Source organism: Rhodococcus sp. ARP2 (assembly GCF_001029585.1).
GTDB lineage: Bacteria > Actinomycetota > Actinomycetes > Mycobacteriales > Mycobacteriaceae > Rhodococcus_F > Rhodococcus_F erythropolis.
On record NZ_LEKE01000058.1, the window covers coordinates 55,118 to 72,950 of the forward strand.

Annotated in this window: 17 protein-coding genes; 3 read left to right on the forward strand and 14 right to left on the reverse strand. The window is 63.0% G+C overall.

Annotated elements, in window-relative coordinates; translation table 11 throughout:
• The first annotated feature begins 18 nt into the window (after nt 1-18).
• Entirely contained in the window at nt 19-552 is a 534-nt protein-coding gene (locus tag ABX74_RS15945) for a MarR family winged helix-turn-helix transcriptional regulator (protein WP_020970065.1), read from the forward strand.
• Between the two features lie 93 nt (nt 553-645).
• Here the strand turns inward: ABX74_RS15945 and ABX74_RS15950 are convergent, their stop codons facing one another.
• From ABX74_RS15950 to ABX74_RS16000, 11 genes are all read right to left on the reverse strand, one after another.
• Nucleotides 646-1,422 carry an enoyl-CoA hydratase gene (locus tag ABX74_RS15950; protein ID WP_047889196.1) on the reverse strand — a complete coding sequence of 259 codons (777 nt, stop codon included), beginning with the start codon at nt 1,420-1,422 and terminating at the stop codon, nt 646-648.
• The gene (gene mmsB, locus ABX74_RS15955; RefSeq protein ID WP_003941308.1) at nt 1,422-2,315 is read right to left on the reverse strand and encodes a 3-hydroxyisobutyrate dehydrogenase; all 894 of its coding nucleotides are present in this window, start codon (nt 2,313-2,315) and stop codon (nt 1,422-1,424) included. The genes ABX74_RS15950 and mmsB overlap by 1 nt, the downstream gene beginning before the upstream one ends.
• A 23-nt stretch (nt 2,316-2,338) precedes the next feature.
• The gene (locus ABX74_RS15960; RefSeq protein WP_007726146.1) at nt 2,339-3,397 is read right to left on the reverse strand and encodes an enoyl-CoA hydratase/isomerase family protein; all 1,059 of its coding nucleotides are present in this window, start codon (nt 3,395-3,397) and stop codon (nt 2,339-2,341) included.
• On the reverse strand, nt 3,394-4,554 hold the full coding sequence (locus tag ABX74_RS15965) for an isobutyryl-CoA dehydrogenase (RefSeq protein ID WP_047889197.1): 1,161 nt from the start codon (nt 4,552-4,554) through the stop codon (nt 3,394-3,396). Before ABX74_RS15965 ends, ABX74_RS15960 begins: the two co-directional genes overlap by 4 nt.
• A 14-nt stretch (nt 4,555-4,568) precedes the next feature.
• The gene (locus tag ABX74_RS15970) at nt 4,569-6,119 is read right to left on the reverse strand and encodes a CoA-acylating methylmalonate-semialdehyde dehydrogenase (RefSeq protein ID WP_042445510.1); all 1,551 of its coding nucleotides are present in this window, start codon (nt 6,117-6,119) and stop codon (nt 4,569-4,571) included.
• 129 nt (nt 6,120-6,248) lie between these two features.
• Nucleotides 6,249-6,971 (reverse strand): copper homeostasis protein CutC, encoded by a 723-nt coding sequence (locus ABX74_RS15975; protein ID WP_019749208.1) that lies wholly within the window; start codon nt 6,969-6,971, stop codon nt 6,249-6,251.
• A gap of 1 nt (nt 6,972) precedes the next feature.
• Nucleotides 6,973-7,752, reverse strand: coding sequence for a glucosamine-6-phosphate deaminase (gene nagB / locus ABX74_RS15980; RefSeq protein WP_021334281.1), 780 nt, complete (start codon nt 7,750-7,752; stop codon nt 6,973-6,975).
• Nucleotides 7,740-8,981: an N-acetylglucosamine-6-phosphate deacetylase gene (locus ABX74_RS15985; protein WP_047889198.1), complete on the reverse strand. Its 1,242-nt coding sequence runs from the start codon at nt 8,979-8,981 to the stop codon at nt 7,740-7,742. The genes nagB and ABX74_RS15985 overlap by 13 nt, the downstream gene beginning before the upstream one ends.
• Nucleotides 8,978-10,651: a phosphoenolpyruvate--protein phosphotransferase gene (gene ptsP / locus ABX74_RS15990; RefSeq protein ID WP_041815049.1), complete on the reverse strand. Its 1,674-nt coding sequence runs from the start codon at nt 10,649-10,651 to the stop codon at nt 8,978-8,980. The genes ABX74_RS15985 and ptsP overlap by 4 nt, the downstream gene beginning before the upstream one ends.
• Nucleotides 10,651-10,920 (reverse strand): HPr family phosphocarrier protein, encoded by a 270-nt coding sequence (locus ABX74_RS15995; protein WP_019749212.1) that lies wholly within the window; start codon nt 10,918-10,920, stop codon nt 10,651-10,653. The genes ptsP and ABX74_RS15995 overlap by 1 nt, the downstream gene beginning before the upstream one ends.
• Nucleotides 10,921-10,922: 2 nt before the next feature.
• Nucleotides 10,923-12,266 carry a PTS transporter subunit EIIC gene (locus ABX74_RS16000; protein ID WP_047889199.1) on the reverse strand — a complete coding sequence of 448 codons (1,344 nt, stop codon included), beginning with the start codon at nt 12,264-12,266 and terminating at the stop codon, nt 10,923-10,925.
• A 327-nt stretch (nt 12,267-12,593) separates the two neighbouring features.
• Between ABX74_RS16000 and ABX74_RS16005 the strand changes: the two genes are divergently transcribed.
• The gene (locus ABX74_RS16005; protein ID WP_003941324.1) at nt 12,594-12,824 is read left to right on the forward strand and encodes a glucose PTS transporter subunit EIIB; all 231 of its coding nucleotides are present in this window, start codon (nt 12,594-12,596) and stop codon (nt 12,822-12,824) included.
• A complete protein-coding gene (locus ABX74_RS16010) occupies nt 12,821-13,279 on the forward strand; it encodes a PTS glucose transporter subunit IIA (protein ID WP_019749215.1) in 459 nt (152 codons plus the stop codon). The genes ABX74_RS16005 and ABX74_RS16010 overlap by 4 nt, the downstream gene beginning before the upstream one ends.
• 54 nt (nt 13,280-13,333) lie before the next feature.
• On the opposite strand, the gene ABX74_RS16015 is transcribed toward ABX74_RS16010, so the two are convergent.
• The 3 genes from ABX74_RS16015 to ABX74_RS16025 form a co-directional block, all read right to left on the reverse strand.
• Nucleotides 13,334-14,083 carry a GntR family transcriptional regulator gene (locus ABX74_RS16015; RefSeq protein WP_019749216.1) on the reverse strand — a complete coding sequence of 250 codons (750 nt, stop codon included), beginning with the start codon at nt 14,081-14,083 and terminating at the stop codon, nt 13,334-13,336.
• 149 nt (nt 14,084-14,232) lie between these two features.
• Nucleotides 14,233-15,006 (reverse strand): SWIM zinc finger family protein, encoded by a 774-nt coding sequence (locus tag ABX74_RS16020; protein ID WP_007726128.1) that lies wholly within the window; start codon nt 15,004-15,006, stop codon nt 14,233-14,235.
• A complete protein-coding gene (locus ABX74_RS16025; RefSeq protein ID WP_047889200.1) occupies nt 15,003-17,819 on the reverse strand; it encodes a DEAD/DEAH box helicase in 2,817 nt (938 codons plus the stop codon). The genes ABX74_RS16020 and ABX74_RS16025 overlap by 4 nt, the downstream gene beginning before the upstream one ends.
• Nucleotides 17,820-17,833 lie beyond the last annotated feature (14 nt).

Consider the following 17,833-nt stretch of genomic DNA (forward strand, 5'->3'; position numbering starts at 1 on the left):
CATGGGATGATCGAACTTATGTCTCCCCCCGCGCCGCTCCCCCTCGACCCCATCGAAGAGGCGCATCGTCAGTGGACGAAGCACGGTTGGAGCGATGTCGCCGACGGTATGGCTGCGGTCACGTCGGTGATGCGTGCGCAACAGATCATGATGGCGCGGGTCGAAGAGGTACTCAAGCCTCTCGGGCTGACCTTCGCCCGCTACGAACTGCTGACGCTTCTCACCTTCACCAGGTCGGGCGCCCTCCCGATGGCCAAGGCAAGTGCCCGACTCCAGGTTCACCCCACCAGCGTCACCAATGCCGTCGACCGTTTGGAGAAAGCGGAGCTGGTCAGACGGGTCCCGCATCCCAGCGATCGACGTGCGACGCTCATCGAGATCTCCGACGCGGGTCGCGCGCTGGCCCTCGAAGCCACTGAAATGCTCAACAGCAAAGTGTTCGCACACCCCGGACTCCAGCAGGACAAGCTCGAGCAATTGGTGACGATCCTCACTGAACTTCGCAAGACTGCGGGCGACTTCGACACCGGCGGCGCGCCCACCAAGTGGTGAACCGACGACCCGTACACACAAAGAAACTGCCCTCACACTCTCGACGAGTGTGAGGGCAGTTTCAGCTGTTCGAAAGTTCAGCGCTAACGAATTTCAGCGGTGCTTGAACTCGCCGGACCGCTTCTCCACGAACGCGGTCATGCCTTCCTTCTGATCCTCCGTCGCGAAGGTCGAGTGGAACACCCGACGCTCGAAGCGGACGCCCTCGGCAAGTGTGGTCTCGAAGGAACGGTTGACCGCTTCCTTGGCCATCATCGCAATCGGCAGCGACATCTCGGCGATGGTGGTTGCGGTCTTCAATGCGTCGTCGAGCAACTCGGCGGCCGGAACGATCCGGGCAACCAGGCCTGCGCGCTCGGCCTCTTCTGCGTCCATGTTGCGGCCGGTCAGGCACAGCTCCATGGCCTTGGCCTTACCCACGGCGCGCGTAAGGCGCTGTGAGCCACCGATACCCGGAATGACACCGAGCTTGATCTCGGGCTGGCCGAACTTCGCGGTATCCGAAGCGATGATGAAATCGCAGAGCATCGCCAGTTCGCAGCCACCACCGAGCGCGTACCCGGAGACGGCGGCGATCAGCGGCTTACGAGCGGCTGCGACGCGATCCCACGGGGTGAAGAAATCTTCGACGTATGCGTCCATGTACGTCTTGGACTGCATTTCCTTGATGTCGGCGCCGGCGGCGAAGGCGCGCTCGGAACCGGTGATCAGGATGGCTCCGATGCCGTTGTCCGCTTCGAGGTCGGCAACCGCGGCGACGACCTCGTTCATCAGCTCGGAGTTCAGGGCGTTGAGAGCCTTCGGGCGGTTGAGCGTGATGACGCCGACGCGACCCTTACGCTCGAGGATGATGGTGTTGAAGTCGGTCACTACTGTCCTTCGGTCGAACGGTCACGGATGTCGTTGATGATGGCAGAGAAGTCCTGACCGCCACCGCCCGCGGCGTGGAAGCGACTGTAGAGTTCCGCGGCCTTGAGCCCGATCTCCGCATCGACGCCGTTGTTGCGCAGCGCATTTGCAGCCAGACCGAGGTCCTTGTCCATCAGCGCGACAGCAAAGCCGGGCTGGTAGTCGTTGTTGGCCGGGCTGGTGGGCACCGGTCCCGGTACCGGGCAGTTGGTGGTCAGTGCCCAGCACTGCCCCGAGGCGTTGGACGCCACGTCGAAGAGCGCCTGGTTGCTCAGGCCGAGCTTCTCGCCCAGCACGAATGCCTCGCTGATCGCGATCATCGAAATGCCGAGGATCATGTTGTTGCAGATCTTGGCAGCCTGGCCGACACCGGCGTCGCCGCAGTGAACGACCTTGCGGCCCATCACGTCCAGCAACGGTGACGCGGCCTGGAAGTCAGCCTCGGAACCGCCGACCATGAATGCCAGCGTGCCTGCGGTAGCCCCGACGACTCCACCGGAGACCGGTGCGTCGACGCTGCGGTGACCGGCCGCTTCGGCCTTGTCGTGTGCCTCGCGGGCGTCTGCGACGTCGATGGTGGAACAGTCGATGAACAGCGTGCCCGGTGTTGCCACCGGCAGCAGCTCTTCGTACAGACCCAGAACATGCTTACCGCTCGGCAGCATCGTGATCACGACGTCGGCACCGCGAACGGCGTCGACCGCCGAATCCGCTACCGATGCACCGTCTTTGACTGCCTGCTCCAGCGCCGCGGGTGCCAGATCGAAACCGACGACCTTGTGTCCGGCCTTGACGAGATTGGCCGCCATCGGGCCACCCATGTGACCGAGTCCGATAAATCCAATGGTGCTCATTAGTGATGCTCCTTCGGCGGTGATCAGTTGCCTTGCGGTTGAGGGGTGAGTCCGAGCTCGTTGTCGCCCAGCGGGGCGAAGTAGGCATCGACGGATTCAGCCGTGACATCTTCGAGGGTTGCCGGCAACCACTTCGGGTTTCGGTCCTTCTCGACTACCTGGGCGCGAATACCCTCGACCAGGTCGTGTGAGGCGAGCGCTGCCGTCGAGACCCGGAACTCCTCGTTGAGGACTTCTTCCAAGCTTGCTGCTTCCTTGGCATGTCGCAGGGATCGCAGGGTCACCGACAGTGCAATCGGGGACTTGCCGAGAATCTGCTCCGCTGCCTTCTCCGCCTCGGGGATTCCACTCGCTCGAAGACGTTCGACGATGGTGGAGACGTCGTCGGCAGAGTACGCGGCGTCGATCCAGCTCTGCTGGGCCAACAGTTCCGACACCGGAGCCGGCTCCGCGTACTGCGCCACGGCGTCGGCAACCGAAGACGACGCGAGTGCGGCGATGAACGTCTCGATGTTCTCCGACGGGATGAAGTGATCCGCGAAGCCTGCTGCGATGGCATCGCCGGCGCTCAGTCGCGCCGTGGTGAGCGCGATGTGCGTTCCGAGTTCACCGGGAGCACGCGAGAGCAGGTAAGTTCCGCCCACGTCAGGGATGAAACCGATTCCGGTCTCGGGCATTCCGATCATCGAGCGCTCGGTCACGATGCGAATGTCGCCGTGTGCGGACACTCCGACGCCGCCGCCCATGACGATCCCGTCCATGATTGCGACGTACGGCTTCGGGTAGTTCGCGATCTCGGAATTGAGGATGTACTCCTCACGCCAGAAATCGAGCGAACCGGTCTTGCCGTCCTTGGCGTCGTGGTAGATCGAGACGATGTCGCCGCCGGCGCACAGACCACGCTCGCCGGCGCCCGTGAGTACGACCGCCTTGACGTCGTCGTCGTACTTCCATTCCGCGAGTGCCTTGGCCATCGCCTTGACCATCGAGTGGTTGAGTGCGTTGATCGCCTTGGGCCGGTTGAGGGTGATGAGCCCCAGTCCGTCACGCTTTTCGATCAATACCTCGAGCTCGTCGCTCATGCTGCTCCTTGCTTTCCCTGACCTGATGCGACCACGCTGCGCGCGATGACCACCCTCATGATCTCGTTGCTGCCTTCGAGGATCTGATGAACCCGAAGATCGCGGACGATCTTCTCGATCCCGTACTCAGCAAGATAGCCGTACCCGCCGTGAAGCTGGAGAGCCTTGTTGGCTACGTCGAACCCGGTGTCGGTGGCAAAGCGCTTGGCCATCGCACACAACTCCACGACGTCGGACGCTCCGTCTTCGAGTGCGGCAGCGGCGCGCCACAGCAACGTCCTGGCCGCTTCGAGTTCGGTACGCATGTCGGCGAGCTGGAACTGCAGGGCCTGCGACTCGATCAGTGCCGAACCGAAAGCTTTGCGGTCCACCAGATATGCGACTGCCTTCTCCAGCGCTGCCTGGGCCCCACCGACCGAGCAGGCGGCGATGTTCAGCCGGCCGCCGTTGAGACCCTTCATAGCGATGCGGAAGCCGCTGCCCTCTTCACCGAGCATGTTGGCGGCAGGAACTCGCACGTCTTCGAAGATCACCTGACGGGTGGGCTGCGCGTTCCAGCCCATCTTGACCTCGTTGGCACCGAACGACAGTCCGGGCGAATCCTTGGGCACGATGAACGCCGAGATCCCCTTGGCACCGGCAGATCCGGTGCGTGCCATCACGACGTACACGTAGGAAGTGCCTGCGCCGGAGATGAACTGCTTGACGCCGTTGAGGATGTAGTCGTCGCCGTCACGAACGGCCTTGGTGCTCAAGCCCGCAGCATCGGAGCCAGCGCCGGGTTCGGTGAGGCAGTAGCTGCCCAGTTGATCCATCGAGCAGAGTCCGGGGACCCACTTGTGGCGCTGTTCGTCGTTGCCGAACTGGTCGATCATCCACGTGACCATGTTGTGGATGGAGATGTACGCGGCGATCGACGGATCGCCCTTGGCCAGCTCTTCGAAGATCCGGGCAGCGTCGACGCGGCTCAGCTCACTGCCACCGACATCCTCGCGAATGTAGATCCCGCCCATCCCCAGGGACGCCGCCTTGCGGAGAACGTCCACCGGGAAATGCTTGGTCTGATCCCACTCCACTGCGTTGGGCGCCAGATGCTCGGCCGCGAAGTCGCGGGCAGTGTCACGAATCGCCCGCTCGTCATCGGTCAGAGTAAACATGGAAGGTAGTCCGATCAGTTCATCGTGGGGATGACGAAGTGGTTGTCAGGAGCGGAGTCTACGGAGCGACCCTCCTGACCTGCTTCCTTCTTGCCGGAAGGCCAACGCTGCGTCACCGTCTTGGTTTTGGTGTAGAAGCGGAAGGAGTCGGGACCGTGCTGGTTCAGGTCACCGAAGCCGGAGCGCTTCCAGCCACCGAAGGTGTGGTACGCGATCGGGACCGGGATCGGCACGTTGACGCCGACCATGCCGACGTTGACGCGAGCGGTGAAGTCACGCGCGGTGTCGCCGTCGCGGGTGAAGATGGAGACGCCGTTGCCGTACTCATGTTCGGTCGGAAGACGCAGTGCCTCTTCGTAATCGGCAGCGCGAACCACCTGAAGGACAGGTCCGAAGATCTCTTCCTTGTAGATGCGCATGTCCGAGGTGACGTTGTCGAACAGGGTTGCGCCGGCGAAGAATCCACCTTCGTGGCCTTCGAGGGTGAAGCCGCGGCCGTCGACGACTGCCGTTGCGCCTTCGTCGATGCCGATCTGCACGTAGTTGTTGACGCGGTCGAGGGCATCCTGGCAAACGAGCGGTCCGAAATCGACGCCTTCGTCGTCACTGCGACCGATCTTGAGCTTCGCGACGCGCTCCTTCAGCTTCGCGACAAGAGCGTCCGCGGTCTCCTCGCCGACCGGAACGGCAACCGAGATGGCCATGCAACGCTCACCGGCGCTGCCGTAGCCTGCACCGATCAGGGCGTCGGCAACCTCGTCGAGGTCTGCGTCCGGCATGACGATGGCGTGGTTCTTGGCGCCACCGAAGCACTGCGCGCGCTTGCCGTGAGCTGCGGCCGTCTCGTAGATGTACTGAGCGATCGGCGTGGAGCCGACGAAGCCGACAGCCTTGATGCGATCGTCGGTGAGCAGGACGTCGACAACTTCCTTGTCACCGTTGACCACGTTGAACACACCCGCAGGCAGTCCGGCTTCGAGGAACAGCTCAGCCAGTCGCAGCGGGACAGAGGGGTCACGCTCGGAGGGCTTGAGGATGAAGGCGTTACCGGCGGCGAGGGCGGGGCCGGCCTTCCACAGCGGGATCATCGCGGGGAAGTTGAAGGGCGTGATGCCTGCGACGACGCCGAGCGGCTGACGCATGGAGTACACGTCGATGCCGGTGCCGGCACTCTCGGTGAATTCACCCTTGAGCAGGTGCGGAGCGCCGACGGCGAACTCGATGACCTCGAGGCCACGCTGGATGTCACCCTTGGCGTCGGCGACGGTCTTGCCGTGCTCGGACGAGAGGAGGCGGGCCAGAGAATCCATCTCGGCCTGAGCGAGCTGCAGGAACTTCATCAGCACGCGGGCGCGCTTCTGCGGGTTGAATGCTGCCCACACCTGCTGCGCCTCTTCGGCATTGGCGATGATGGCTTCGGTCTCGGCCTTGCTCGCGAGGGGGACGCGGGCCTGCACCTTGCCGGTGTTGGGATCGAACACGTCCGCAAATCGATCAGATGTCCCGGGAACACGCTTGCCACCGACGAAGTGCGTCAACTCGTGAACCGTCGCATTTTCAACCATTGTGCTAACCCGTTCCTTGCTCGTATGGACCGCCCAGGAGGCAGCAGTGAATATGTCTATCATCCTATAGTTGGATGTCCATGTATGTCTAGAGCCCAAGGGCTGTGCGCCTTTATTAACCGCGGGGGGTTAATAAAGGCGCACAGCGCGGAGCGCGGCTGCCGCTTCCTGCGCGACTACTGCATCGGTGACGTCGTATCCGTCCGATCCCCCGCCCGGGCCACCGGACACCGCGACAACCTTGCGTGCCGAGAGATGCACCGCATCGACGCCGACGGCGGCGATTGCCGGGATGTCGTCGACGGTTATTCCGCCACCGGCCATGATCTGGATCCGGCCTGCGGCATGTTCGACCATTCGACCGATCTCGTCGAGACCCTCGCTGCAGGTATCCGCACCCCCGGACGTCAGCACGCGGGTCACGCCCAGGTCGATCAGTTCGTCCAGCGCGGTCAGTCGGTCGGCCACCACGTCCATCGCACGATGTACCGTCACCTCGACCCTCGCACGGTCCACGCATCCGATGACGCGACGCAGCACGACGGTGTCGATCGTATTGTCTTCTGTCAGCGCGCCGACCACGATGCCGGAAGCTCCACCGGCCACGGCCGCACGTACGTCGTGCTCCATCACCCACACTTCGTCGGGTGAGAACACAAAACCTCCGGCGCGCGGACGGATCAGCGGGTGAACCGCGATCCCCACTTCCGACGCTGCCTCGATCACTCCAATGCTTGGCGTCAATCCCCCCGTCGGACCGAGCGCCGCACACAACTCGACTCGAGTCGCTCCTACCGAACGTGCGATCCTCGCCCCCCGCACGTCCTGCACCGCCAGCTCCAGAACCGTCATGTCAGAAGGACTGCCACGACGGCTTGTGCTCGAGCGCATACCGGTAGTAGTCGGCAAGTTTGAGCGAACTGGCCGCAGCTTCGTCGATCACGACGGTGACATGGCGATGCAATTGCATCACCGAAGCCGGGCAGAACGCAGACAACGGACCTTCGACGGCAGCGGCGATCGCATCGGCCTTACCTTCTCCGGTCGCGATCATCACCAGATGCCGTGCATCGCTGATGGTTCCGAGCCCCTGGGTGAGCACATGGTGTGGGACGTCGTCCACCCCGTCGAAGAACCGTGCGTTGTCGATCCGGGTCTGCTCGGTCAGCGTCTTCACGCGAGTTCTCGAGGTCAACGACGATCCTGGCTCGTTGAAGCCGATGTGACCGTCGGTGCCGATGCCGAGCAACTGCACGTCCACTCCCCCGGCCGCCGCGATGCTCTGGTCGTATCGTGCGATCTCTTTCTCCGGGCACGGTGCTTCACCGTTGGGACTCGACACCATCGCCGGATCCAGATTGACGTGATCGACGAACTCCGACCGAATCACCGAGTAGTACGACTGCGGATGGCGTTTCGGCAATCCCAGGTACTCGTCGAGCAGAAACGCCCGAGCCAGCGAGAAGTCGAGTTCGGCATCGCGATGCCTCGCTGCCAGTTCACGATAGGTTCCGATCGGCGACGACCCCGTTGCAAGCCCAAGCGTCGTCGCCCCGGCTCTGACGTAGCCTTCGACGATGTCCGCGACGGTCGAGTCGACCTCCGCGGGTGTCGGCTGAATTACGATTTCCATGATTGTTCCTTTCCGGCGGCTTTTCCGCCGAGTAGTACACGCCCCAGGCGCAAGTGACGATCGGTGACCACGATGTCGGCTCGGCAGCCCACGGCCAGCGATCCGATCAGGTCGCCAAGCCCCAGCAGACGCGCAGGGCTCCGAGTTGCCGCTGCGACAGCGTCTTCCAGCGCGACGCCGCCGTCGAAGACAGTGCTGCGAAGCACGTCGAGCAATCTTGCAGTCCCTCCGGCGATGGCACCGGAACTGCCGTCGGTGGTCGCGAGTCTTGCTACCCCGTCGGCAACCGTGACGTCGAGCGCACCGAGTTGGTAGTCGCCGTCGTCCATTCCGGCCGCGGCCATCGAATCACTGACCAAGGCGATCTGGTCCGGTCCGACAGCGTCGAAGACCATCGACACGGTCTCGGGCGCAAGATGCACACCGTCTGCGATCAGTTCCACCACCATCTCGCCTCTCGCGGCAGCCGCCAGGCACGCCGCCACGGGACCCGGAGATCGATGGTGCAGGGGCGGCATCCCGTTGAAGAGGTGGGTTGCGCTGATCTGACCGGCCCAATCCCCTTGCACCGCAGCGTCGATGCGCGCCGATGTCGTTGCCGCGTCCGCATCGGTGTGACCGAAACTCGGCACGATATTGCGATGACGCATGATCGCGAGCAACTCTTCGAAGTTCTCGGTCTCGGGCGCCAAGGTCATGGACCGCACGGTCCCCCGCGCAGCGTCACAGACGGCTTCGAGAAGGTCCGGATCGCCGGGCACGATCGCCGCCGGATCCTGGGCACCGCAGCGAACGCCGTTGATGAACGGCCCCTCGAGGTGGATACCCAGAAGTTCTCCGCGTTCGACCAGATCGGCGAGCATCGTTGCTTGTCGCACCAGATCTGCGCGCGGTGCAGAGACCAGGCTGGCCAGCATTCCGGTCGTGCCGTGCTCACAATGGTGCGCCGCAGCGAGGCTCGCACCATCGGCGTCGGTGTTCGGGAAACCAGCACCAGCTGCGCCGTGGCTGTGCACATCGATCAGGCCGGGCATGATCACCGTGTCGGTGCGTTCCGGAATGACGACGACCGGTGCGGACGCCACGTAGTCTGCAGCCGAGCCGACCCAGCTGATCTTCTCACCGTCCGCGACCACAACTCCGTCGTGAATCTTGCCGATCGGAGATCCGATCACCGTTCCCCGCAGTACGAGCGGATCGCCGGCAGCAGCCGAGCCTGATGTACTCATGCTGACTCGCGAATCCGCGCGACAGCTGCTCTACCCTCGAGCGGGTTTCGCGCGCCCCGCGCCGCAGCGGCCATGTCCTTGCACACCGCCAGATCGAGAGAGGCCAGTTGCGCGCGAACTGCGCCCAATGCCGGGACCGACATCGACAGACTCGTCACGCCCAAACCGACCAGAACCGGAGCCAACAGCGGGTCCGACGCGGATTCTCCGCACACACCAACAGGTTTCCCGGCGTCGGCGCCCGCCTGACCGACCATCGCGATCAGATCGAGGACCGCCGGCTGCCACGGATCGAGCAGTTGCGCCAGGCCTCCGGCCATACGATCCACGGCGCAGGTGTACTGGCTCAGATCGTTGGTGCCGATACTGACAAAATCGAGGTGCTCGAGGATATCCTTCGCTCGCAACGCTGCAGCTGGAATCTCGATCATTGCTCCGACCTTGCCGATCCCCCGCGAACGCGCAAGTTCTGCAAAGTCTTTCGCCTCGTCGGCAGTGGCTACCATCGGCGCCATCACCCACAGATCGGCGCCCGTCGCGTTGCCTGCCGCCGCGAGGGCGTCGAGCTGACTGATGAGGGTGTCGGGATAGACCGTGCCGACACGGAGCCCGCGGACACCAAGGGCCGGATTCTCCTCGACCCCGAGATCGAGAAACGGCAACGGCTTGTCCGAACCCGAATCGAGAGTGCGGACCACCACCTTCTGTCCGGCGAAGTGCCCGAGCACCGACGCATACGTCTGCGCTTGCTCCTCCACCGAAGGTGCGTCGTGGCGCCCGAGATACGAGAATTCGGTGCGGAACAGTCCGACGCCCTCACAATCCGCCGCCCCGGCCCGCGCGGCGTCCTCGAGGGTTCCGATGTTGGCCGACAACCTCACCGCGAACCCGTCACGCGTGCGTCCTGGACCATGTGCCGAAGCTGACTGCTCTGCCACGAACGATGCTTCGAGGACAGCGCGCTCGCGCATTTCTGCCGAGGGATCGATGGTGACCGTCCCGGTGGTGCCGTCGAGGATGAGGAGTTTTCCCTCCGCCAGCAGATCGGTTCCCGAGCAGTTGACCACGGCCGGGATTCCGAGCGACTTCGCCAAGATTGCGGTGTGGCTGGTCGGACCTCCTTCGGCAGTCAACAATCCGACCACGTCACTGTTGCCCAACGTCGCTGTATCTGCCGGAGCGAGGTCGCGCGCCACCAGGATGTACGGATGACCGGGAGCGGGGATTCCGGGCATCGGTTCCCCGCGAAGAACGGCCACGGCTCGCTGCCCGAGATCGCGCAAATCCGTTGCCCGCTCGGCCATGTACCCACCGAGCGCCGTGAGCTTTTCACAGAATGCGTCGAAGGCAACCGCGACGGCGTGTGCGGTCGGCAACCCCGATTCCAGGTTCGCCTTGGCCGCCTTCACGATGCCCGCATCGCGCGCCATCGCAGCCGAGGTCGTCAGGATCTCCGCCGACACGCCCTCGACTGTCTCTGCACGCGAGAGCAGTTCCTCCGCGACGGCGTCCAGTGCCTCACGGATCCTGATCAGCTCCGCCTCGGGACTGCCGGTGATCGGGTCCGACGCCGAAGTCGGCTCAGGCGTGGAGAATCGCAACCACGGCGCACAGACCGAACCCGCGCTCACTCCGATACCCGCGATGCGGTTGTCCACACTCGCCGTCATCAGGCTTCGTCCAGTTCGGAGGCGAGAAGCTCTGCGAGCGAACCGACCGCAGCATCGGCGCCGTCACCGTCAGCACGCAACGTCACCGAATCCCCAAATGCGGCTCCGAGAGTCATGACAGACAACATGCTGGAGGCGTCGACGGGTTCGCCGTCGCCCAGCGAGATGGTGACGTCGACCGGCAGGTCGGCCGCGGCGCGCGCGAAGAGCGCTGCGGGTCGTGCGTGGAGCCCGACTCGGGATCCGATTGTCGTGGTTGCGATCGCCATGATCAGCGTCCTCCCAGTTCCTTGTCGAGCTTGTTTTCCAGTTCGGCGACGAGCGGGGCGTCGGTGCGGCTGTCACCTTCGGCAGCCAGTGCCAGTTCGGCCTCGAGCAGCGCGGCGTCGGGCTCACCTGCGGCCACCTCGACCTCTTCTTCTCGTCCCGGCGTGCGCAGATTCCACTTCTTGATGACGAAGCTGAAAAGGAAGTAGTAGATCACGGCGTAGCCGAGTCCGATCGGGATCAACATCCACGCGTTGGTGGCCTTGCCGAAGTTCAACACGTAGTCGAAGAAGCCTGCGGAGAACGTGAATCCGTCGTGAATCCCCAGCGCATTGACCAAGGCCATCGACGTTCCGGTCAGGAGCGAGTGGATGACGTACAGCGGCCACGCGACGAACATGAAGGAGAATTCGAGCGGCTCGGTGATACCGGTGAGGAATGCGGTCAGGCCGGTGGAGAGCATGATGCCGCCGACGAGCTTCTTCTGAGAAGGCTTGGCGTTGCGCCAGATTGCGAAGGCTGCAGCGGGGAGGGCGAACATCATGATCGGGAAGAAGCCGGTCATGAACGTGCCGGCAGTTGGGTCGCCGGCGAAGAACCGGTTGAGGTCACCGCGAACGATCTGACCGCTCGCGTCCTGGTAGTCGCCGATCAGGAACCACACGGCGGAGTTCAAGATGTGATGCAGGCCGGTGGGGATCAGGAGGCGGTTCGCTGCGCCGTAAATGCCGCCGCCCACAACGGTATTGGAAGCAACTGCTTCACCGACCCAGTTCAATCCGGAGTTGAACAACGGGTAGACGAATGCCATCAGGACACCGACGACAAGACCGGTGATCGCTGTCAGAATGGGAACGAGCCTGCGCCCGTTGAAGAATCCGAGATAATCGGGAAGCTTCGTTCGATAGAACCGCTGCCACAAGATCGCCGACAGCAAGCCCATCACGATACCGGCGAGCACACCGTAGTTGATCAGTGATTGATCCCCGTTCGGGTCGGTCTTCCCTTCGAGGACGATGGGCGACATCGCCTTGAACACTCCGTCGATCACCATGTAGCCGACGACGGCTGCCAAGGCAGTCGAGCCGTCGGCCTTCTTGGCCCAGCCGATCGCGATACCGACGGCGAAGATCAGCGGCAGCCACGTGAAGACTGCTTGTCCTGCTGCAGAGATCACTGCAGCAGCACTGTGCATCGAACTGAATCGCCCGAGCAGGTCGTCCTGGCCGAGGCGGAGCAAGATTCCTGCAGCCGGCAGAACGGCGATCGGAAGCATCAAGCTTCGGCCGAGGCGTTGAACCCCGGCGAACACTTTCGATTCCTTCTTCGGGGTGTCTTCGAGAGTCATCAAGGACCTTCTTCGTTCGCCGGGCCGCGTCGCGATCGGCCGCTGGTTCTGGAAATTCGGGTGTCGTGCACGTGCAGGTTTCGTGAAAATGCAGGTCACGGTTCATGCTCGGAAGTGAGGGCAAAACCGTTTTGTCGAAACTGTTGTGGAGCCGGACTTCCAACGGGTACTGTCCGGTCATAACCAGTTGTAGTTTTACCTGGTCGAGGCGAGTTGTCAACACCCAAATGTGACATACGTAACCGGGATAGCCTTGACCAGCAACTAGTCAGCCCACCTGTACGACCGTTCAACGATCACGACCAACCCGACAATCAGGAGCAGCAAATGTCGAAAGCGGAAGCAATCATCAAGGGCCTCGGCGGCGCAGAGAACATCGTCGAGATCGAGGCTTGCATCACCCGCCTGCGTACCGAGGTCAAGGACGGAGCGAAGGTGAACGAGTCCGCTCTCAAGGCTGCCGGCGCACACGGCGTGCTCAAAGCCGGAACGGTTGTCCAGGTCATCGTCGGGCCCGAGGCCGACACCCTTGCCGAGGACATCGAGGACATCCTGTGACGGTCGTCCTCGCCCCGCTGCCCGGCCGGGTCGTCGCACTCGCGGACGTCCCGGACCCGGTGTTCGCTCAGCAGATGGTCGGCTCGGGCGTCGCGATCGAACCCGCCCGCGGTCAAGGCCCGCTCACGGTCGTGGCGCCGATCAGCGGAAAGATCCTGAAACTGCACCCCCACGCGTTTGTGATCTTCGGCGAGAAGGCCACCGGCGTGCTGGTCCATATCGGCATCGACACGGTCAAGCTCGAAGGCGACGGATTCACGCTCATCGCCGCCGAGGGTGACACCGTCGATGCGGGTGATCCCATTGTCAGCTTCGATCCAGCGCACATCGACACGACCGGCTACTCGGCGATCTGCCCGGTTGTCGTAATGGATTCCAAACCGGACACCGTCGAATCCCCTTCCGTCGGTGGGGATGTCGCCACAGGCGACACTCTGTTCGACTGGTCGGCGTAACGCAAAGGGCGAGCACACCGGAAGGTGTGCTCGCCCTTTCGTTTCGAACGATGGCTATTGGTCGCCGCGCGTTTTGGGCCGCGCCTGGCCCTGGACTTCCATCTGCAACTGGTAGCGGTCGGATCGGTACCAACTGCGAGTGTGTTCGACCGGCGCGATCTCACTGAACGACACTCGATCGAAGTACAGAACCGGAGCGCCTTTACGAGTGCCGAGGAGAGTCGCGATCTCCGTACTGGCACCATCTGCACTGACAGTCTGCTCTGCCCGGTCGATCGGCTTGTCGTACTTGTCAGCGGTCGCCCGGTAGATCGAACCCGTCAAGTCCATGTCGAGTAGACCAGGCAACAGTTCCGGATTGAACCAGCCGTCGTCCACACTCACCGGCTCGCCGTCGGCGAGGCGCAAGCGCTTGACGTGATACCCCTCGGAACCCGGTCTCATATTCAGTGCGGCAGCAGTGCTTTCGGGGACCGGCCCCTGCTCACTGACCAGGACCACTGTGGTGGGGTGATGCCCCTGGGCCCTCATCTCCTCGGTGAACGACGCAAGGTGCAGCTTGGACTGGACAGCGCGGTGCGCGACAAAGGTGCCCTTGCCACGCACACGCACGAGGTGTCCGTCATTGACCAACTGGCCGATGGCCTCGCGAACAGTGATCCGACTGACGCCGTAGTCCTGCATCAGGTTTCGCTCGCTGGTCATCAAGTCGCCAGGCTGGAGTTCTTGGGTGCACTTGCGCAGGAGAATGGTGCGCAACTGCTCATGTTTGGGTATTGCGCTGTCGCGCAAATGAACGGGCATCACAGCGACTGTCCCTCCGAGAAATGAATAGTCGTCTATTCGCCGACGATAACGATCTGAAATCGCGGGCAGGTCCCGACCGGACCGGTCCAATTAACGATACTGGAATTCACGGTAGGAAACTAGCATCAGTCCGGAGTTGTCCGATTTCAACCGTCCAACCGTCGGTAGATGGACCGTATTTCGTCCAAGGCGACGTTCTGCTGAGCCATGTCCAATCCCAGTGCCGCAACCGCCTCACGCAGACGGCGGATATCCAGATCGTCTATCGCCGGTCGAAATTGCACCTTCGGTAGCGCGGGGAGGGCAGCCGCGATTCCGAACCAATTCTCGACGTCTACCGGAACAGTCGACTCGTCCTCCACTCCCCCGATCAACTGCTCCAGGTCGACCCCGCGAAGTCTCAGCAACCTCAGCGGATCGGTGTCGATCCGCTCGGCAGTCAAGAACGCCACGGCCGCAGCGTGTTTGCACGGCCAGCCGACATCGGGGCAGGTGCAGTCGAAACGGAAAGCCGACGGGCCGTCCGGTATCAGTTGGGCAGCAAGCATGTCCGGGACAGTGCCGGACACCAGCGCGGCAAGGCTTCCCGGCACTCGGCGGATCTTGGTGATGATGTCGTCGATATCCGATTGATCAAGAGTGTCGATCGAGAGCGTGGAAACGAAAGGTTGAAGTTGGCTGCCCTGAACCTCGGCCGTCACCACTCCCGGTTCGATGTCGAGCGCCAAAACCTGACCCGAACGCGCATACGTTCGCCCACGCGTGACACGAGGTTTGTCGCCGATCTCTTCGACGACGCGGACAAAAGCCTTGCCCCAGAACGTTCTCCCGAACGCTGGACGAGGCTTGACCGGCGCAGGTGCCCGCCGCCGAGGCCCGGTGTACTCGCTGAAATCGGGGCCCTTACCGCGCGGACTCATTCGCCCACCGCGTCGTCGCCGAGTCGCAACAACTCGTCCAATTGCTCGACGCTCATCTCCGTCACCCAGTTCTCACCGGTCCCGACTGCAAGTTCGGCGAGTTCACTTTTACTCGCGATCATCGTGTCGATTCGCTCTTCCAAAGTTCCGACACACACCATCTTGCGGACCTGCACGTTCTTTCTCTGACCGATGCGGAAGACACGGTCCGTCGCCTGGTTCTCAACCGCCGGGTTCCACCATCTGTCGAGGTGAACCACATGGTTGGCCGCTGTGAGATTCAGACCCGTGCCGCCGGCCTTGAGCGAGAGCACCATGATGGGCGGACCGTCTGCGCCTTGGAATGCCTCGACCATCGCGTCGCGTCCAGCTTTGGACACGCCGCCGTGGAGAAACGGAACCTCGGTGGTGAACCGGTCGGCCAGGTACGGCACCACTAATTCCCCGAACTCACGAAACTGTGTGAACAACAGAACCTTCTCGTCATCGGCCGTGACCGACTCGACGATATCTTCGACCAGGCCAAGTTTTCCCGAACGGTGTTGCCCGCGGCGCATCACCGGCGAACCGTCGCGCAGGAAGTGCGCCGGATGATTGCACACCTGTTTGAGTTTGGTCAGCGCAGACAGGACGGCGCCTTTGCGCTTCATCCCTTCCGTTCCCTTGATCTGCGCCATCATCTCGTCCACCACGGCGCGGTACAACGCCGCCTGTTCCTCACTGAGATTCGCTCGAACCGTCATCTCCAACTTCTCCGGGAGATCCGCGATCACGGAGGGATCGGTCTTGACCCGTCGCAGCACAAAGGGGGACGTGACGGCTCGCAGTCTCGAGACGGCAAGTTGATCTTTTTCCCGCTCGATCGGTACGACAAACCTTTTGCGGAACATCTGCTCCGAGCCGAGTACCCCGCGATTGGCAAAATCGAGGATTGACCGCAGCTCGTCCAGTCGGTTCTCCACCGGCGTTCCGGTCAGAGCAACGCGATGATCCGCGGGGATGCTGCGAGCAGCTCTCGCCTGAGATGTCTTGGCGTTCTTGATGTGTTGAGCCTCGTCGAGCACTACGCGCCGCCAGTCGAGATCCTTGAGGGCCGCGACGTCGCGGGTCATGAGCGCGTAGGTGGTGATCACCAGGTCACTCTCACGAACTGCCTGTTCCAACTCCGCCCCGGTAGCGCGATCCGAACCGTGATGAACGTAGACGCGCAAGCTCGGCACGAATCGCGCCGATTCACGCTGCCAGTTTCCCACAACCGACATCGGGCACACCAAAAGGGTTGCTGTCTTGGACTTCTCGTGCGCAAGTAACGCCAACAGTTGCAGCGTCTTACCCAGACCCATGTCGTCGGCCAGTACCGCGCCGAGCCCGAGAGCACTCATGTACGCCAACCAGTCGAGACCGCGTCGTTGATACGGACGCAAAGTCGCGTTGACCGTCGACGGTACCGCGACCTGCCGCGGAGCTACCGACTGGTCGAGCAGTGCAGAGGCCCATCCGGTTGCCTTCACTTCTTCGACCGGCAGGTCTTTGAGGTCGTCGGCGATCAAATCCTTGATCAGATCGACAATCGCTCGGTCCCCGCTCGAGTGCCGCTGACTGACAAAACGAGCCGCGCGGGCCAGGACGTCTTTGTCCGCCTGAACCCACTCGCCGCGCAACTGGACCAGATCGGACTTCGCATCGACCAGTCGGGTCATTTCCTCGGCGGTGAGCACCTTGTCTCCGAGCGCCAATTCCCAATCGTATTCCAGCAATTGGTCCATACCGACCGTACGATTCTCCGCAACGATCGGAGACGCCGCCGAGGTCACCCGCACACGCAGGGATGGAGACACCACGTTCCAGGCACGCGGAAGCAGCAGCGTGATCCCTCGCTCTCGCAGGACTATCGCGCCGTGTCCGACCAGGTCCATCACGACAGGAGTGGGCAGCAACAGGTCGAGACTGTCCTCGTCGCGCGGCACGTCGCGAAAACGTGGGTAAGCCTTGATCGCCTCTTCGAGTTTGCGGCTGCCGAGCTGGATACGTTTGGGATCTGCCCGGTGCAGTCGAACACGTTCGGGCGCTTCACCTTCGGGACGCAAACACACGTGCAGACGCCACAGCGCATCGTCGTCGGGATCGGAATTGTCGTCGAGTTCAGGCTCGATCAGCCGCAGAACCAGGTCCGGCTCTCCGGCGGTGAACGTCGACCCCCATTCGGCGAGTCCCTCGGCCGCTCGTACCGACACGTCGTCGAAAGCGTCCCCGGACAACACGGCCTGCCACAGCGGGGTCTGCACCACCGGATGCGAGTCACCGAGAACACGACGGACGATCGGGTCCGTGAGTTCGTTCGTGATGTCTTCGATCGTCGCCCTCGGCGAGCCGACTGACCGCTGCACCGGCGGCATGGCCACTACCAATTCGCCGATCCAGGCGCGCTGGCGTTCCCCCACCGACAACTGCCACCGCGGCCACCAACTACCCTCGGCTCGCGTCAGCGCCGGCACCACCCGGCCGGCGCGCACCCAACGGTCGATTCCTCGCGCCACGTGCACGAGAAAGTGCAGGTCTCCCGCGATTCGCTGATCGTCGGCCTTGAACCGCAGCAGGAGAGCGACTGCGTCCGGCGGCGCCAACGCAACAGCTGCGTACTCACTCTGCAAAGGCCCGCCAGGCACGGGCGGCATAGCGACATTCACACGATGACGGAACTTACGATGCAGGACAGCACTGACCGGATCTCGCGGATCGTCGGTTCCGGCACCGTCGTGCCCGTCGACCCACAGTTTGAGCCCCGATCCCGGTGACCAGAGTCCATGCAGCATCCGACCATCCAATC

Coding starts and splice junctions, on each gene's coding strand:
- ABX74_RS16020 (WP_007726128.1), bottom strand. CDS start 15,006: ATGAGTCCGCGCGGTAAGGGCCCCGATTTCAGCGAGTACACCGGGCCT.
- mmsB (WP_003941308.1), bottom strand. CDS start 2,315: ATGAGCACCATTGGATTTATCGGACTCGGTCACATGGGTGGCCCGATG.
- ptsP (WP_041815049.1), bottom strand. CDS start 10,651: ATGACGGCGAGTGTGGACAACCGCATCGCGGGTATCGGAGTGAGCGCG.
- ABX74_RS15960 (WP_007726146.1), bottom strand. CDS start 3,397: ATGAGCGACGAGCTCGAGGTATTGATCGAAAAGCGTGACGGACTGGGG.
- ABX74_RS15985 (WP_047889198.1), bottom strand. CDS start 8,981: ATGAGTACATCAGGCTCGGCTGCTGCCGGCGATCCGCTCGTACTGCGG.
- ABX74_RS15965 (WP_047889197.1), bottom strand. CDS start 4,554: ATGTTTACTCTGACCGATGACGAGCGGGCGATTCGTGACACTGCCCGC.
- ABX74_RS16000 (WP_047889199.1), bottom strand. CDS start 12,266: ATGACTCTCGAAGACACCCCGAAGAAGGAATCGAAAGTGTTCGCCGGG.
- ABX74_RS15995 (WP_019749212.1), bottom strand. CDS start 10,920: ATGGCGATCGCAACCACGACAATCGGATCCCGAGTCGGGCTCCACGCA.
- ABX74_RS15970 (WP_042445510.1), bottom strand. CDS start 6,119: ATGGTTGAAAATGCGACGGTTCACGAGTTGACGCACTTCGTCGGTGGC.
- nagB (WP_021334281.1), bottom strand. CDS start 7,752: ATGGAAATCGTAATTCAGCCGACACCCGCGGAGGTCGACTCGACCGTC.
- ABX74_RS16005 (WP_003941324.1), top strand. CDS start 12,594: ATGTCGAAAGCGGAAGCAATCATCAAGGGCCTCGGCGGCGCAGAGAAC.
- ABX74_RS16025 (WP_047889200.1), bottom strand. CDS start 17,819: ATGCTGCATGGACTCTGGTCACCGGGATCGGGGCTCAAACTGTGGGTC.
- ABX74_RS15945 (WP_020970065.1), top strand. CDS start 19: ATGTCTCCCCCCGCGCCGCTCCCCCTCGACCCCATCGAAGAGGCGCAT.
- ABX74_RS15975 (WP_019749208.1), bottom strand. CDS start 6,971: ATGACGGTTCTGGAGCTGGCGGTGCAGGACGTGCGGGGGGCGAGGATC.
- ABX74_RS16015 (WP_019749216.1), bottom strand. CDS start 14,083: ATGCCCGTTCATTTGCGCGACAGCGCAATACCCAAACATGAGCAGTTG.